General features: G+C 64.2%; 10 protein-coding genes and 1 pseudogene. 9 read left to right on the top strand and 2 right to left on the bottom strand.

Annotation, left to right across the window (positions count from 1 at the left end; genetic code table 11):
• Positions 1 to 25: 25 nt before the first annotated feature.
• The 5 genes from OHT01_RS18985 (at position 26) to OHT01_RS18965 (ending at position 6,125) form a co-directional block, all read left to right on the top strand.
• Complete coding sequence (locus OHT01_RS18985) at positions 26 to 2,200, top strand: bifunctional polysaccharide deacetylase/glycosyltransferase family 2 protein (RefSeq protein ID WP_328554327.1); 2,175 nt, start codon at positions 26 to 28, stop codon at positions 2,198 to 2,200.
• Positions 2,197 to 3,468 carry an acyltransferase family protein gene (locus tag OHT01_RS18980; RefSeq protein ID WP_328554326.1) on the top strand — a complete coding sequence of 424 codons (1,272 nt, stop codon included), beginning with the start codon at positions 2,197 to 2,199 and terminating at the stop codon, positions 3,466 to 3,468. The genes OHT01_RS18985 and OHT01_RS18980 overlap by 4 nt, the downstream gene beginning before the upstream one ends.
• 755 nt (positions 3,469 to 4,223) lie before the next feature.
• Positions 4,224 to 4,595, top strand: coding sequence for a hypothetical protein (locus tag OHT01_RS18975; protein WP_328554325.1), 372 nt, complete (start codon positions 4,224 to 4,226; stop codon positions 4,593 to 4,595).
• Between the two features lie 632 nt (positions 4,596 to 5,227).
• The gene (locus OHT01_RS18970) at positions 5,228 to 5,530 is read left to right on the top strand and encodes a hypothetical protein (protein WP_328554324.1); all 303 of its coding nucleotides are present in this window, start codon (positions 5,228 to 5,230) and stop codon (positions 5,528 to 5,530) included.
• A 256-nt stretch (positions 5,531 to 5,786) separates the two neighbouring features.
• Entirely contained in the window at positions 5,787 to 6,125 is a 339-nt protein-coding gene (locus tag OHT01_RS18965) for a cyclic-phosphate processing receiver domain-containing protein (RefSeq protein ID WP_328554323.1), read from the top strand.
• Positions 6,126 to 6,698: 573 nt separating this feature from the next.
• Here OHT01_RS18965 and OHT01_RS18960 read toward each other — a convergent pair.
• Positions 6,699 to 7,007 carry a hypothetical protein gene (locus OHT01_RS18960; RefSeq protein ID WP_328554322.1) on the bottom strand — a complete coding sequence of 103 codons (309 nt, stop codon included), beginning with the start codon at positions 7,005 to 7,007 and terminating at the stop codon, positions 6,699 to 6,701.
• 166 nt (positions 7,008 to 7,173) lie between these two features.
• On the opposite strand from OHT01_RS18960, the pseudogene OHT01_RS40175 reads away from it, so the two are divergent.
• The 4 genes and pseudogenes from OHT01_RS40175 to OHT01_RS18945 form a co-directional block, all read left to right on the top strand.
• Positions 7,174 to 7,370 (top strand): annotated as a pseudogene (locus OHT01_RS40175) (hypothetical protein); the annotation flags it as partial.
• A 197-nt stretch (positions 7,371 to 7,567) separates the two neighbouring features.
• Positions 7,568 to 8,665, top strand: a complete 1,098-nt coding sequence (locus OHT01_RS18955; protein ID WP_328554321.1) for a DNA adenine methylase — start codon at positions 7,568 to 7,570, stop codon at positions 8,663 to 8,665.
• 137 nt (positions 8,666 to 8,802) lie between these two features.
• Positions 8,803 to 10,905 (top strand): ATP-binding protein, encoded by a 2,103-nt coding sequence (locus OHT01_RS18950; RefSeq protein ID WP_328554320.1) that lies wholly within the window; start codon positions 8,803 to 8,805, stop codon positions 10,903 to 10,905.
• Positions 10,906 to 10,913: 8 nt separating this feature from the next.
• Positions 10,914 to 12,359, top strand: a complete 1,446-nt coding sequence (locus tag OHT01_RS18945; protein WP_328554319.1) for a hypothetical protein — start codon at positions 10,914 to 10,916, stop codon at positions 12,357 to 12,359.
• A gap of 62 nt (positions 12,360 to 12,421) precedes the next feature.
• On the opposite strand, the gene OHT01_RS18940 is transcribed toward OHT01_RS18945, so the two are convergent.
• Positions 12,422 to 13,669, bottom strand: a complete 1,248-nt coding sequence (locus OHT01_RS18940) for an XRE family transcriptional regulator (protein ID WP_328554318.1) — start codon at positions 13,667 to 13,669, stop codon at positions 12,422 to 12,424.
• Positions 13,670 to 13,774 lie beyond the last annotated feature (105 nt).

Genomic DNA, 13,774 nt, shown 5'->3' with positions numbered 1-13,774 from the left:
CCAGACGCGATCGACCAGGAAGTCCATGTCCCGCACCCGTCACCAACGCCCCAGGCAGTCCATCGCGCGGCCGCGCCGACTCGCCGCACCTCCCCTGCGTTTCTTTCTGCCGGTGACCGTACTGGCGACCCTGCTGGCGCTGATGGTGCTCCGGGGCATGGCGAACAACGAGGTCTTCCACGACGAGCGCATCGCCATCTCGGTGGACAAGAGCACGGTGCCGAACAGCGTGCTGGAGGGCGGCCCGATCGTCGACGCGCGCGGCGCCAAGAACAGCAAGCCGGTCAACTACACGATCCCGGACAAGACCGTCGTCCTCTCCTTCGACGACGGACCGTCCCCGCAGTGGACGCCGAAGATCCTCAAGGTGCTGAAGGAGGAGGACGTCCGCGCCGACTTCTTCGTCACCGGCTCGATGGTCACCCGCAACCCGGCGCTGATCCGTCAGATCGTGGCCGACGGCCACGAGATCGGTCTGCACACCTTCACGCACCCCGACCTCGCGCTGCACTCCGGCTCCCGGCTCACCTGGGAGCTGGGCGAGACCCAGCTCGCGCTGGCCGGTGTCGCCGGCATCCACTCCAGCCTGTTCCGCCCGCCCTACTCCTCCACCGTGGACGCGCTGGACGACTGGTCGTGGCCGGTGACCCAGCAGGCCGGGTCGGAGGGGTACCTGACCACCTTCATCGACAAGGACACCGACGACTGGAAGCGCCCCGGCGTCGACTCCATCGTCAAGGCCGCCATGCCCGACCTCCCCGGCCAGGGCGAGATGATCCTGCTGCACGACGCGGGCGGCAACCGGTCGCAGACGCTGGCCGCGCTGCCGGTCATCATCGACAAGCTCAAGGCCCAGGGCTACACCTTCAAGACCACCGGCGAGGCGCTCGGCACCGGCTCCGCCAACACCAAGGTCGGCAACTACAGCCTGTGGGTCGGCAAGGCGTTCCTGTGGTGCACCACCTTCTCGGTGGGGCTGCTGCCGTGGCTGGTCGGCCTGCTCGCCGTCGTCGGTGTACTGGTCATGCTGCGCTTCGCGCTGATGCTGGTGCTCTCGGCCGTCCATGTGCGGCGCACCCGCAAGAAGGACTTCTCCTGGGGCGACGCGGTCACCGAACCGGTCACCGTGGTGGTACCCGCGTACAACGAGCAGGAGTGCATCACCAACACCCTGCTCTCCCTGGCGGCAAGCGACTACCCCATCGAGGTGATCGTGGTCGACGACGGGTCGACCGACGACACGTCCGCCATCGTGGAGGAGCTCGACCTGCCGATGGTGCGGCTCATCCGGCAGCCGAACAGCGGCAAGCCGACCGCCCTCAACACCGGTGTGGCCGCCGCCTCGTACGACCTGATCGTCATGATGGACGGCGACACGGTCTTCGAACCGTCCACCGTCCGCGAGCTGGTGCAGCCCTTCGGCGACCCGCGCGTCGGCGCGGTCGCCGGCAACGCCAAGGTCGGCAACCGCGACACGCTGATCGGCGCCTGGCAGCACATCGAGTACGTGATGGGCTTCAACCTCGACCGCCGGATGTACGACGTGCTCAACTGCATGCCGACCATCCCCGGCGCCGTGGGCGGCTTCCGCCGATCGGCGCTGGAGCAGGCGGGCGGGATGAGCGACGACACGCTCGCCGAGGACACCGACGTGACCATGGCCCTGCACCGGGCCGGCTGGCGGGTCGTCTACGCCGAGAACGCCAGGGCCTGGACCGAGGCGCCCGTCAGCATGAAGCAGTTGTGGTCGCAGCGGTACCGCTGGAGCTACGGCACCATGCAGGCGATGTGGAAGCACCGGCACTCGGTGCTGGAGCGCGGCGCGGCCGGCCACTTCGGCCGGGTGGGTCTGCCGTTCGTCGCCCTGTTCATGGTGGTCACCCCGCTGCTCGCACCCGCCATCGACATCGGCATGGTCTACGGCGTGGTCTTCGTCGACGCGTACCGGACCCTGGCCGCCTGGTTCGCGGTGATGACCCTGCAGGCCGTCTGCGCCTGGTGGTCCTTCCACCTCGACAAGGAGAAGGCGTGGCATCTGATCACGCTGCCGGCCCAGCAGGTGGTCTACCGGGTGCTCATGTACATGGTGCTGCTGCAGTCCACCATCACCGCGCTGACCGGGGGCCGGTTGCGCTGGCAGAAGCTGAAGCGCACCGGTGAGGTCGGGCTTGAGCACACAACGGGGGCAATGTCTTCATGAGTACCGCGGAACGAGGTGCCTTCGGCGCCCGGAACTCTTCCGAGACCATGGCCCTGCGGGTGATGGACCCTGCCGTGATTCCCACGCAGCGCGTCCCGCAGCACGACGACGCGGCCCCGGAACCCGCCCGCAAGCCCGGCCGTGACCGCTACCTCGACCTGCTGCGGGCGCTGGCCCTGGTCCGCGTGGTGGTCTACCACAACTTCAGCTGGAACTGGCTGCCGATCGTCTTCCCCTCCATGGGCGTCATGTTCGCGCTGGCCGGGTCGCTGATGGTGCGGTCCCTCAACCGGCCGGCACTGAGCGTCATCCGCGGCCGACTGCGCCGACTGCTGCCGCCGATGTGGCTGTTCGGCGCTGTCGTGGTGCCGCTGATGCTCCTGGAAGGCTGGAGGCCCGACGCCGGCCATCACCCCAACTGGTGGTGGGGCGACCTGGCGTACTGGATTCTGCCGTTCAGCGAGCCGCCGTTCGGGGCCACGCTGCACACCTTCGGCGGGCACCTGCCGAGCTCCTGGGCCGAACAGATCTGTGTGCCGCTGTGGTACCTGCGCGCCTACCTCTGGTACGTACTGCTGTCGCCGCTGATGCTCAAGGCGATGCGGAAGCTGCCCTGGGTCACCCTGCTGGTGCCGATCGCGCTCGCGGTCTTCATCAACTCCGGCCTGGTCGACCAGTCCGGTCGGCTGATGGAAGCCGCCACCGACTTCACCACCTTCGGCTCCTGCTGGCTGCTCGGCATGGCCCACCAGGAGGGGCTGCTCCGCAGGATCCCGCAGTACATCGTGCCGTCCATCGCACCGCTGGTGCTCATGTTCGGCTACTGGTGGCTCATGCAGTCACCGGTGGACAACCCGCGGATCGGGCACGACCTGGAAGCGGTACCGGTCGCCCAGGCCATCTGGTCCTTCGGCGCGGTGCTGCTGCTGCTCCACCTGAGCCCGTCCTGGGAGCAGTGGCCCAAACCGCTTGAGCGGTTCAACGGCGTGATCACCCTGCTCAACTCCCGTGCGGTCACCGTCTACCTGTGGCATTCCTTCGCACTGGTGCTGACCGAGCCGCTGATCGACCCGCTGTGGAGCAACAGCTTCTTCTACGAGCACGCGCAGTGGCTGCTGGCGAGCCAGTGGACCCCGCTGGTGATCGCCGTCCCGCTGATCTGCCTGGCGATCCTGCTCTTCGGCTGGATCGAGGACGTCGCCGCCAAGCGCCGCCCGCGCCTCTTCCCCTACCCCCGCCGCTCCAAGGGCCGCCGCCGCAGCCGCTAGAAGCGGCGGGAGATCGTGCGCCGGGGCGGGGGACAAGGCCCGGGCCGGAGAGAGATCAGCACGGTGACCCACCGGACGGTCTCGTCAGCGCGGACGCCCGGCGCGGACGCCCGGCGCGGGGGAGCGCGCCGCGTCCGCGTACTGCCTGGTGGGTGGTACGGCCATGCGGAGTACGCCCGTTGAACCCTGGTCGCCACGCTTCTCGTGGCCGCCGTCGGGTACCGGCCGCGCAGGACTGCGATCCCGCAACTGTGGGCCGCCCACCCGATCGCGGTGAGCATCACCGTGATGGGCCGCTCGCCCATCGCATCGCTGTCGCTGTAGTTGCCGCGTATGCCGCCGGACGAGACGTCGGGCGAACCATCCCCATCGGGGAACCCCCTGGTTGAAATAGGCGCCCATGGCAGGCCAGTTGACCACTCAAATGCCTGCTCATCCGCAGTGTCACGTTGAATCGGTCTGCCGCCACCTGGATACCCCTTCGAGCCAAGGGCGAGCCATCCGTCCCGCCGGCTCGCCGGAACCTTCCACGAGCCGCCAAGCGTGACGGTGGTGGTCTTCGCGTAGGAGACCGAGCCGCCGAAGGTCTCCTCGGCGGAAGCGACGATGATCGACTCGCTGATTTTTGCGGGGTCCGGCGTAGTCGTAGTTCCGGGCCGATCCGGGCTCCCAAGGGGGTCTGCCCCGCCACGCGGCAAGCCAGGTGCAGGAAGGTCCTCACCCGAGACAGCGCGACCAGCGGGCAGGATGGCCTCATGACGAAACTGTCCGTACGGTCGATCCGTCGTGCCTCCTCTGGTTCAGTGCTGTCGTTGTGGTCAAAGGACTCCGTGCTGTCTATCGGCTCAGTGGGATCGGTACTGTCCGTGGGGTCTGTCGGTTCGGCCTTGTCGGTCGGCTCGATCGGAAGTGCCCTGTCGGTCGGCTCGATCGGTTCCTCCCTGTCGCTGATCTCAACCGGGTCGTGGCTGAGTACAGGATCGTTGTTCTCCGCGCAGTCGCGGTGGTCGGTGCTGTCCTGGCGTTCCTCTCGCGGTTTCCTGGCCGCGGGAGCCGTAGGGGCGGCGACCGGAGGCGCCCTGTTGTTGGCCCAGATGCTGCACAAGGCCGAGAACGGCACCGAATAGCCTTGATCGGGTTGAGAGGATATTTCGCTCGGTGTTTCAGACCGGAACGAGTGCTTGATCCCGTGATGCAAGGTCGCGCCGGAGGATGACGGCCTCGCCGGCAAGGTGGCGGGTCATCAGGTCGGTCATCCCGGGGTGGGCCACGGCTTCGGACCGGGCGGGCAGGATCTCGTAGTCGCAGGCCGGGCGACGGTGATGCACGAGTGGGCCCAGGGCCTGCTCGATGGCCCAACGCCATGGAATGGCGACGAAATCCGCGCGTACCGGTCCGGACAACAAATGACCCCGGGTCCATGACCTAGGTTCGTGTTGGAGCGGGTGACGAGAATCAACTCGCGCTCTCAGCTTGGGAAGCTTGGGTCTTTCCTGGCGGTTGCTGGGCTGACCTGCCGTGGAGCGGCTACGCCAGGCAACTGCCCGACGCCCTGGTCTCCGTCGGTCCCCGTGGTTCCCCGCACCACCTGGCACGGTTCTGGCACGACCTCTTCGTCCCGGACCATGGACACGATGGTCCCTGAGGTCTGCCCGGCTGGTCGCACGGTCGGATGTGGCTGCTGACGGACGACTCGGGTCGCGACGGTCGCTGTACCTCGCCTGCTGTACGCCAGGAAGGGTTCTGCTTGGATCGGCCCATGATTTCTGTCGGCACCCCGGACGAGACGCGGGAGAAAGCGGAGCTTGCGGTCTGGTTCGGCGGAGCGTCCTTGGCGTTCTCGTTCTGCTGTCCGTTCTGGATACTGGTCAGCTTCGTCGCGCTGCCAATGGCGCTCGTTGGCCTGGTGCGGGCCTTTGTCGAGTACCGCGCATCAAAGGCGGGGCGAGCGAACAGGACGCGAGCCGTAGTGGGTGGCGGGTTGTCCCTCGTGGGGGCGGCAGCGGCGATCGCCTACATGATCTTTCTGGCCACCCATCCTGATCTTCCCGTCCAGGGGTAGCCGCCTCATGGTGGCCTGTTCGACGCGTATCAGGCGGACGAATAGACCCACCGCTTTAGGGGCGAGGTGCGCCAATTGCTGTTCTGACCTGCGAAGCACCTACGTCGGTGGACGCGGGATCAGCCACCCGCCGGCCACTGTCGTTCCCCGTGGCTCCCCGCTGGATCTGGCACGCGTGTGGCACGAGCCGGGGCCATGATCACGCGAGCTGCTGAGGAGTGGGGCACAGCGGCGCCCGTGCGGTGATGATGCTCGAATGAGAGAAGAGTCGCCCGTACCGTCGCCGGTCATCCTTGGCATAGACGATCTCCGGCCACTGCCTTGGACCACGCGGATCGCGCGCAGCAGCGGCGAAGGTGTCAAGCTCCTGCAAGAGCACCGCGACAGCTTGATCGATGAACTCTGGCTCGACCACGACCTCGGCGGCGACGACAGCATCCTGCCCGTGGTGACCCTCCTGGAAGAAGCAGCTTTCAACGGGCGGCCTTTCCGAATCGGCACGGTCTACGTGCACAGCGCCAACCCCATCGGCGCCGAGACCGTCGTCCGGTCGCTCAGGCGCTGGAACTACCAGGTCCGGCGGGCGACGGTCTAGGAATCCGCTTTGAAGTCTGGCTCCAATGGTGGCGTCACCGGTCGTCTTCTGGCGGCGGCTCATCGGCTGTCCGGTCCCGCAGGGCGAGAGGCAGGGGCAGCGGTCCGCCGGCGAGCCGGCGTCGGGCGGGACGCACGTGCGGTTGGTCGGGCACTCCGGTACCGCGGTGACCGAGGAGGTGTACCGGAAGCGGATCCGGCCTGTGATCCAGACCGGAGCGGTGGCCATGGACGGCATCTTCGGCTCCGACCGACGCGGGTCATAGGCACTCAGGAATCGGTAGCCACGCAGCAACGCCAGAGGGCCCTCACCAATTCGGTAAGGGCCCTCTGAACTGCGATTTAGCTGTCGGGGTGGCGGGATTTGAACCCACGACCTCTTCGTCCCGAACGCGATCAGGTCCCCTTGTGGCCTTGGTATGGAGCCGCTGACTTGCCTGCTTCCCTCTGCAACTGTCCATGACTGTCCGGGAGAGTCATGCGGTGACTGTTGCGTCTGGCCCCCTGTTTGGCCCCCGGCCCTGATATTGCCCGAAGGTCAAAGGGCAGGGCTCATGCCGTTCGCCAGCTCGTCTCAGTCGTCATCCTCATCGAAGTAGTCGTCATCATCGAAGTCGTAACCGTTCCTTGCGGCGTTGGCCCCGTCAAGGAGGCCGTGGGCGTAAGCCGCCGCGTTCGCCATACGTGCGGAGTTGTGTGTCGCGATGAGGGTGACGACGACTGCGCCCGCTGCGGTGACAGCCAAGCTGCCGGCCGCTACGGCAACCTGCTTCCAGGACGGCCCGGACCTGACCGGGCCAGCTTCGGCTTGAGCAGCCTCGCCAGCTACAGGACCGGAGCCATCGGACGCCATCTCATCACCGTTCTCCGGGACCTTGCTCATCAGGCTGCACCTTCCAACTGCCCTGGCAGCCAAGCCGATACGGCTGCTTTCCACTCGTTCACCCCCGCATTCTGGGGCATTCGACCCGTGGGGCACCACCTGATTCGGTCAAGTCGATCCAGCCTGTCACCAGACACTGGGGTGGAACTTGCCCTTTCGTGCGGACGGCTGGCACTCCCAGGGCTCCAGAGACCTCTTGGCCATCCTCGGCCCGGCCCCGTCGCAACCCCCTCCAACCACACTCCGGCCTTCCGGCGACGCATGAACGGCCGCACACTCCGGGCCTGGCAGGCCAGCAGGACGCCCGCCACTCCCGCCGACATGGCGCTTCAGCCGATCCGGATGGGCTGCTCTGACTCGTAACCCCAGGGCTCTCCTGGCCCTCGTACGGAAAGCCTGGATGGCTGCTTGGCGCCGCCGGGCCGCGTCGACATTGTGGTTCAGGACCATGGCATCTCCCGCGTCACGTAGCTACAGCCTGCCTGTGCGGGAGCGGGACCCGCTTTCGGCGTTACGGCGGCCGCACCTAACTCACAGAATCCATCATCTGACCTGGGCGAATGCTTAGGGCCCGATACAGTAACCGTGACGACAGGGCGACCGGTTCGTCAGTTGAGTGCGAAAGTAGAGAGGACCCGATGGGCAACAAGCGAGGTGTCGCACGTCGCCGTAGTCCGTGGCCGCCCGAAGCAGTCTTGGACAAACCTGACCCTCTGGGCGATCAATCGCTCTTCGGCCACTCCGTGATCAGCCCCCTTCGCTACCCGGGTGCCAAGCGCCAACTGGTGCCAGTCATAGAAGGTCTCATCGTCGCCAACATTCCGCCGCCGCGCCTACTGGTTGAGCCGTTCTGCGGAGGCGCGACGACGACGCTGAGACTGCTCGGTGCGGGAGTGGCCGAGCACGGGATCCTTGCCGACGTCGATCCACTGGTTGCCGCCTTCTGGAAGACAGCCGCATTCGACTCTTCCTGGCTGATCTCATCCATGCAGGAGCTGGAGATAACCGTCGAAGCGTGGGACCGATGGCGCGCGGCCAAGCCACGCGGCAGGCGTGACCGGGCACTGAAGTGCCTTTTCCTCAATCGCACGACGTTCTCAGGGATCCTCCATGGACGAGCAGGACCGATCGGTGGGCGTGCCCAGGAATCCAAGTACAAGATCGACTGTCGATTCGGGATGCAGGGCCTCACCAGGCGCATCAACGGCGTAGCCGAACTAGCCTCGACCGGCCGACTCTTGGACGTCTGGCAAGCAGACTGGCAGACGGCCCTGAAGAGGGTTTCAGAGCGGTACGGGTTTCTTGCGGACGACGAAGTGGTCGTCTACCTGGACCCGCCGTACGTCGACAAGGCCCAGTGGCTGTACGAGTGGTCCTTCGACAGCAACGAGCACGGGGCCCTGGCTTCGGCCCTATTGAAGGACGTCAAGTATCGCTGGCTCCTGTCGTACGACGACCACGGAGCCGTACGTGACCTGTACTGCGAGCGCTCCGGACAGACGACACTGCACGTTTCGCACCGGTACACGGCTGCCGGATCCGAAAAACGCACGGTCAAGGACGAGCTGCTCGTGACCAACCTCCCAGTGATCCCCGCTTCGGATCGCTACCGGGAGCTAGATCACCAAAGTCCCACGAACCAACCCCAGTTGGACTAGCCTCAAGCCGTTGTCAGTGGCGTCCGGTATGAAGTCTCCCGGAAGCTAATGTGGCGCCGCGCTGGCGCCCGGTCACTCCTGCGCCAGCGTGGTCCTGCAGTCGTGAGCGGGCAGAACCCGGTTACTGGGGAGGGCACATGAAGAGGCTGTCGGGCATCGCAGGAGCGGCCACGGCCGGCGGGAGTCCGCTGACGACACTGCTCAACGACGCCAAGAGGCTCGGCGGGATCTACCACCTTGACTACGACAAGGCGATCGTCATCACTGACGACTTCATCAAGCGAGAAGCCGGGGGTGTGCCGCGCAACGGCTTCCTGCTGGCCGCGGCTACGGTCCCGACCAAGGAGACGAACGCCCCCCTCGATGAAGACGAAATCATCCTTCTCCGTGTTCGTGGTACTGCAGCACTTCCCAATGAGAGCGAACTGATTGCAACGCGGCTCGCTGCCATGCGTACAGCCGACGTCCGTGATCAGAGGCCTGAGGCTGTGATCGACAATCTGACCAACGGGCAAATTGAGATGTCTGCTTTCGATTGCGAGGTCTTGGGGACCTTCTACGCGGACACCGTGGCCAGACAGCCTTACGTTCAGTGGGGTGCCGACATCGATAATGTCTATTCCGGTGCGCGCTACTTCGTCTATCTTCCGTCCGCGGAAGTACTGTCGTTCATTGCCTCCTATCCTGAAAAGACGGCAGATGAGATCGAGAGTCAGGAAGAGCCGAATCTCATTGACGTCGGCGTCGTTCGGTTCGCTTCCACGCGCCGACGTGCCGTTGAAGCAAAGATGGACAGCGTCCCTGTCAAAGTTCGTGTAACCGACTTCATCTCGCGAAAGACTGCCGTGCTCGGCATGACGCGCGTGGGTAAATCGAACACCAACAAAACCATCGTCACCTCGGTCTTTGAGCATGCAGCGCTCACTAAGACGAACATCGGGCAACTCATCTTTGACCCGCAAGGCGAGTACGCGAACGTCAACCCACAGGACAAAACGGGACTGCGCCTCCTGGGGACCGGAAGCGATCGGGTTCACATCTACAAGATGAACCCCAAATATGGCGATAATCAGGAATTTCCGCTCGCAATCAACTTCCACGACACCAACGAATTCGCCATGGTGTGGGAAATGATTGGCAATGCCCTCGCGGAAATGAACGCCTCCTACGCGAATGCCTTCAAGACGGCTCGGTTGTTGGAGCCCAGTCGGGATGAGTACCCGACGGGCCAGGCTGGCGATCGCGAGTACTACGACGTCATTGGCGATGTCCAGCGGGGCAGACTGGCCTTCTATGCCCTCCTGGCCAAGGCGAACTTCGCCGGATCGGCAACAGGCTTCTCAATCCGCTTCAAGATGGACAAAGATACGCGAGCGGCGTTCGAGGCAGACCGTCCCGGCGTAATCGAGCTGGCAAATCCCAGGCAAGGGATCTGCGCTGTCAAATCGCCAGCCGCCGCGCGAATGGTCGTAGCATGGCTCTCGGAGCGGATTGCGGAGAATCTGAGCGGAAGCGTCCCCCCGAAATATCAGTCTGTCAATGCAGCGACATGGCAGAGCTGCGAGCCGTTCATGTCGGTGCTCACAGTTTTCGATGCCACCGTAGGAAGCGCCGTACTCAATCGCATCAAGACGCTCGTCGACTTCCATGACCCCACGAGCCGCGGCGACCTCGCAGAAAAGGTTTGGGACGACCTTGTAGCAGGAAGGCTCGTGATCATCGATCTCTCCATCGGGAGTGACGAGGTCACGAAGATTCTCTCTGAGCGATTGGTGTTCCGACTCATCGACCGCGCGAACCAGCGATTCAGGGCGAATCTCGACAACGTGCCCATCCAGATCGTGGTTGAAGAGGCTCACAACCTCTTCGACCGCAGCAAGTCGGGAAAGTCCACGGTAAAGGACGACCCCTGGGTTCGTCTCGCCAAGGAAGCCGCAAAATATGGCATGGGACTGGTGTATGCCACGCAGGAAGTAACTAGCGTCGACAAGCGAATCCTGTCGAATACCTCGAACTGGATCGTTGCCCACTTGAACTCGGACAACGAAACACGCGAGCTTTCGCACTACTACGACTTCGCAGTGTTCGCCGAGGGGCTTCGGAAGGTGGAGGACCGAGGATACGCCCGAATGAAGACATTTTCGGGCAAGTACATCGTACCCGTTCAGATCGCGAAATTCGACCACGCCATGATTAATCGCGCTCGCGAGGCAGCCGGCCTGCCTCCGGTCAATCTCTGAGGTGAACCGTGCCCTACCCCGACGAACGCGCCTCAAGAATTGGCCACGTACAGACAGCGCTTAGTCCTGCAATTCTCGAAGCGATGGAGCGTTGGAACACGCCCGCCCTTGAGGTGGGTGATCCGTCTCATGTAACGGACAGGGTCACCTCTCTCGAAGAAATCCAAAAGGATCAGCGCCCCGACCCCACGTTCGCCATTGCCTTTGATGGATCGAATCAGGAGGTCGAAGCGCGACCCGGATATCCTTCTGTTCGTGTTGGCTACGTTCAGATCGCGGGAGTATACGTCGACATCCCCAGGTTCCTCAATGCAAATCGTTCCGGTCTGGTGGATGCTCGTGAACTTGAGCGTGCACAGATAACGCAGACAGTAAACAGCGTCCTCCCTGGATCGAATGTGTTCCTGAAAGGAATCACTGGCCGGGACACATGGCGCGCAGAATTTGATCGGAGTTTCGTCGAGTCAGAGATCGATGACTTCGGCGATCCGTTCAGTCTCACCGATGCGCTCATGACCATCCATGGAGGGCCAGGATCCCCGGCCTCATCCCTCACTTTGAGCAAGTGCCCCACGTGCAAGGCGCCCAATCAAACCGTCACGGCTTTGGGTGGCACGTGCGCCGCTCCGTCCTGCTTGACGAAGCTGTACGCCACGGACGTCATGCGCGGCTACGAAGAATTCACCGACGATGGCGAAAACCTTCTGACGCTCACGCGCGCCATGAACATGGCTGAGCGGCTGTTGCTCGTCTCATACATCGACGGCTTTTACCGAGAAGAATCGCGAAACCTGTCTCAGGGCATCTTTATTACCGACGGCCCTCTGGCGGTTTACGGACCTGCTGCGCCCATGAAGTCCCAATTCCTGGAATATTGGAGCCAGCTGTGCGCCGCGCTGGAAACGCGTAACATCGCTCCTCCTCTGTTGGTCGGAATCGAAAAATCGGGCCGTTTTGTGGATCACGCCCGCGCCATTCAAAGTCACATCCCGAATGGGCATGTGATGATGCTTGACACGCCTTATGTCAATCAGTACGTGGTAAATCAAGAACTGGACCATTACTACGGCAGGGATGAGTTCTACGGACGCCGCTTCATTTACAAGACAAGCACGGGTGAAGTTCTGGTCGTGACTGTCCCCCGCGTTCCCGGTGGGCGCCCGTACGAGAAGCCGCAACGGGACGGTAATGGTGGATTCATCCCAGTGCCTTCCGAGCAGTACGCAAGCTATCCGACGCTCAGGGCCACTCTTGAGGTGCTGGATCGAATGCAGACTCGTCTGTACCCCAACGCCGTCATTCCCATCGCGCTCGCCCATTCAGCTTCATCGCTGCCACTGGGCACGGGGCGTAGCGTGTTGACGCTGCTCGCCCAAAAGGGTCTCAAGATGCCACAAGACAGCATCGGGCTAAGCCAATTCAAGCCCCCGAGGTACGGGCACAGGGGACGGTAGCCAGTTCCATTGTGAACGTCGCAGGATGCTAGAAAAGTGGCGCCTGAGTCTGCCAGAGTCGGTTACGAAAGCAGAAACCCAGGCTTTTCCCTTCCCAGCTCTTGCAGGTGGTTCAGGTAGCCCTGTGCGGCCGGTTCGGTGTTGTAGCGCTGCCTCATGACGGCCGCGAGTTCTCGACTAGTCATGATCAGGGACGGGACGGATTGACGCTCGCCGTGTAGAGCGCGCTCGCCGTGGATGAGGGCTTGTTCGAGGTCGCCCTCTCGCGCCGCGGTGACCCCCAGAGTCACCCGCGCTTCGGCATTCCGCATAGGTGACCGCTCCGTGCCGTCAAAGTCTGTTCCTGCACGCAGGACCTCTTCAGCGAGCGTTCGCGCAAGTCGGTCTTCCCCAACGAGCCGGTAGCAGTCCATCGCGTAGAAGTCGAACTTCGCGGGGTCGACAACAAAATGGTTGTCCAGGTTCTCGGGATACGGCATCCCTTCCAGCAGCCGGCGTCCCTTGTCGAGAGCCACTTCAACCTGCCGGCGATCCCCGAGTCGCGCCCACGCCTTGGCTTCTTGGCCGGCAAGCTGCACGGCGACGCCGTGGTGTGCTGCCGTCTCGGCTCCGGCTTGTGCTGCCGCGATGACCCCGCGGTAGTCGCCGGTCGTGAGCGCGAACCATGCCCGCATCTCGTGCGCCCATCCGGCAATCTCTGGATGGTCGGCTTCGGTCGCGAGCGAGAGGGCCGCCCGCCGCGTCGACTCGGCAGCGTGACGGTCTCCCATGTCGTACTCGACGCAGCCGACCAGGAGAGCGAGCCAGCCGGACAGCGCGAGTACCTCGCGGTGCTGGGCAAGCGTGAGGCTCTTTGCGTGGAGTTCGACGACACGGCGCAGCCACTGGCGCCCCTCGATGATGAGCTGCCCGCTCGGCATGTACGGGTATTCCGAGCACAGTCGATCGGTCGTGATCCGCAGGGCATCAAGCGTGGCGCCATCGACGTCCGACCGGTTGAGACGGCTCACGATCTCCAGCGTCTCCATGCCGCTCGCCGCCAAGATTTCCCGGTCTCCGTCGCGCCGCGTGGGCGCCGGGAAGAGCGCGTGCGTCACGGTGCCGAACGTGGCCGCGATGATCGGTTGGTAGAAGTCGTTCGGTGCCTGGCCGGACTCCCAACGCTTCCACTGGCGAATCATGCTCTCGTCCGCGGGCAGCTCCGTGGGAGCGTGCGCTCGGAGGGCCCTGACTGCGTCACGTTGCGACCAGTCGCGCGCCATCCGCTCAGCCGCGATACGCCGCGCCCATGCGGGCCTGTCGTCGGTCATGCGCCCTCCTCCGAGTGCCTGATCTGAGTCTCGCGCGTGAGCCGGGGGGACAGGGAAGGTGACAGGCGGGTGTCACCGGACATGTCCCCTCCCCTCCTCTGCCGT

This window comes from Streptomyces sp. NBC_00358 (genome assembly GCF_036099295.1).
Taxonomy (GTDB): Bacteria; Actinomycetota; Actinomycetes; order Streptomycetales; family Streptomycetaceae; genus Streptomyces.
Note: the sequence above shows the minus strand (reverse complement) of the source record. Positions and strands in the feature narration are given on the sequence as shown.

Excerpts from the sequence above, each read along its gene's own strand:
- OHT01_RS18975 (WP_328554325.1), top strand. The coding sequence starts at position 4,224 with ATGACGAAACTGTCCGTACGGTCGATCCGTCGTGCCTCCTCTGGTTCA.
- OHT01_RS18950 (WP_328554320.1), top strand. The coding sequence starts at position 8,803 with ATGAAGAGGCTGTCGGGCATCGCAGGAGCGGCCACGGCCGGCGGGAGT.
- OHT01_RS18985 (WP_328554327.1), top strand. The coding sequence starts at position 26 with ATGTCCCGCACCCGTCACCAACGCCCCAGGCAGTCCATCGCGCGGCCG.
- OHT01_RS18960 (WP_328554322.1), bottom strand. The coding sequence starts at position 7,007 with ATGAGCAAGGTCCCGGAGAACGGTGATGAGATGGCGTCCGATGGCTCC.
- OHT01_RS18980 (WP_328554326.1), top strand. The coding sequence starts at position 2,197 with ATGAGTACCGCGGAACGAGGTGCCTTCGGCGCCCGGAACTCTTCCGAG.
- OHT01_RS18940 (WP_328554318.1), bottom strand. The coding sequence starts at position 13,669 with ATGACCGACGACAGGCCCGCATGGGCGCGGCGTATCGCGGCTGAGCGG.
- OHT01_RS18970 (WP_328554324.1), top strand. The coding sequence starts at position 5,228 with ATGATTTCTGTCGGCACCCCGGACGAGACGCGGGAGAAAGCGGAGCTT.
- OHT01_RS18955 (WP_328554321.1), top strand. The coding sequence starts at position 7,568 with ATGCTTAGGGCCCGATACAGTAACCGTGACGACAGGGCGACCGGTTCG.
- OHT01_RS18965 (WP_328554323.1), top strand. The coding sequence starts at position 5,787 with ATGAGAGAAGAGTCGCCCGTACCGTCGCCGGTCATCCTTGGCATAGAC.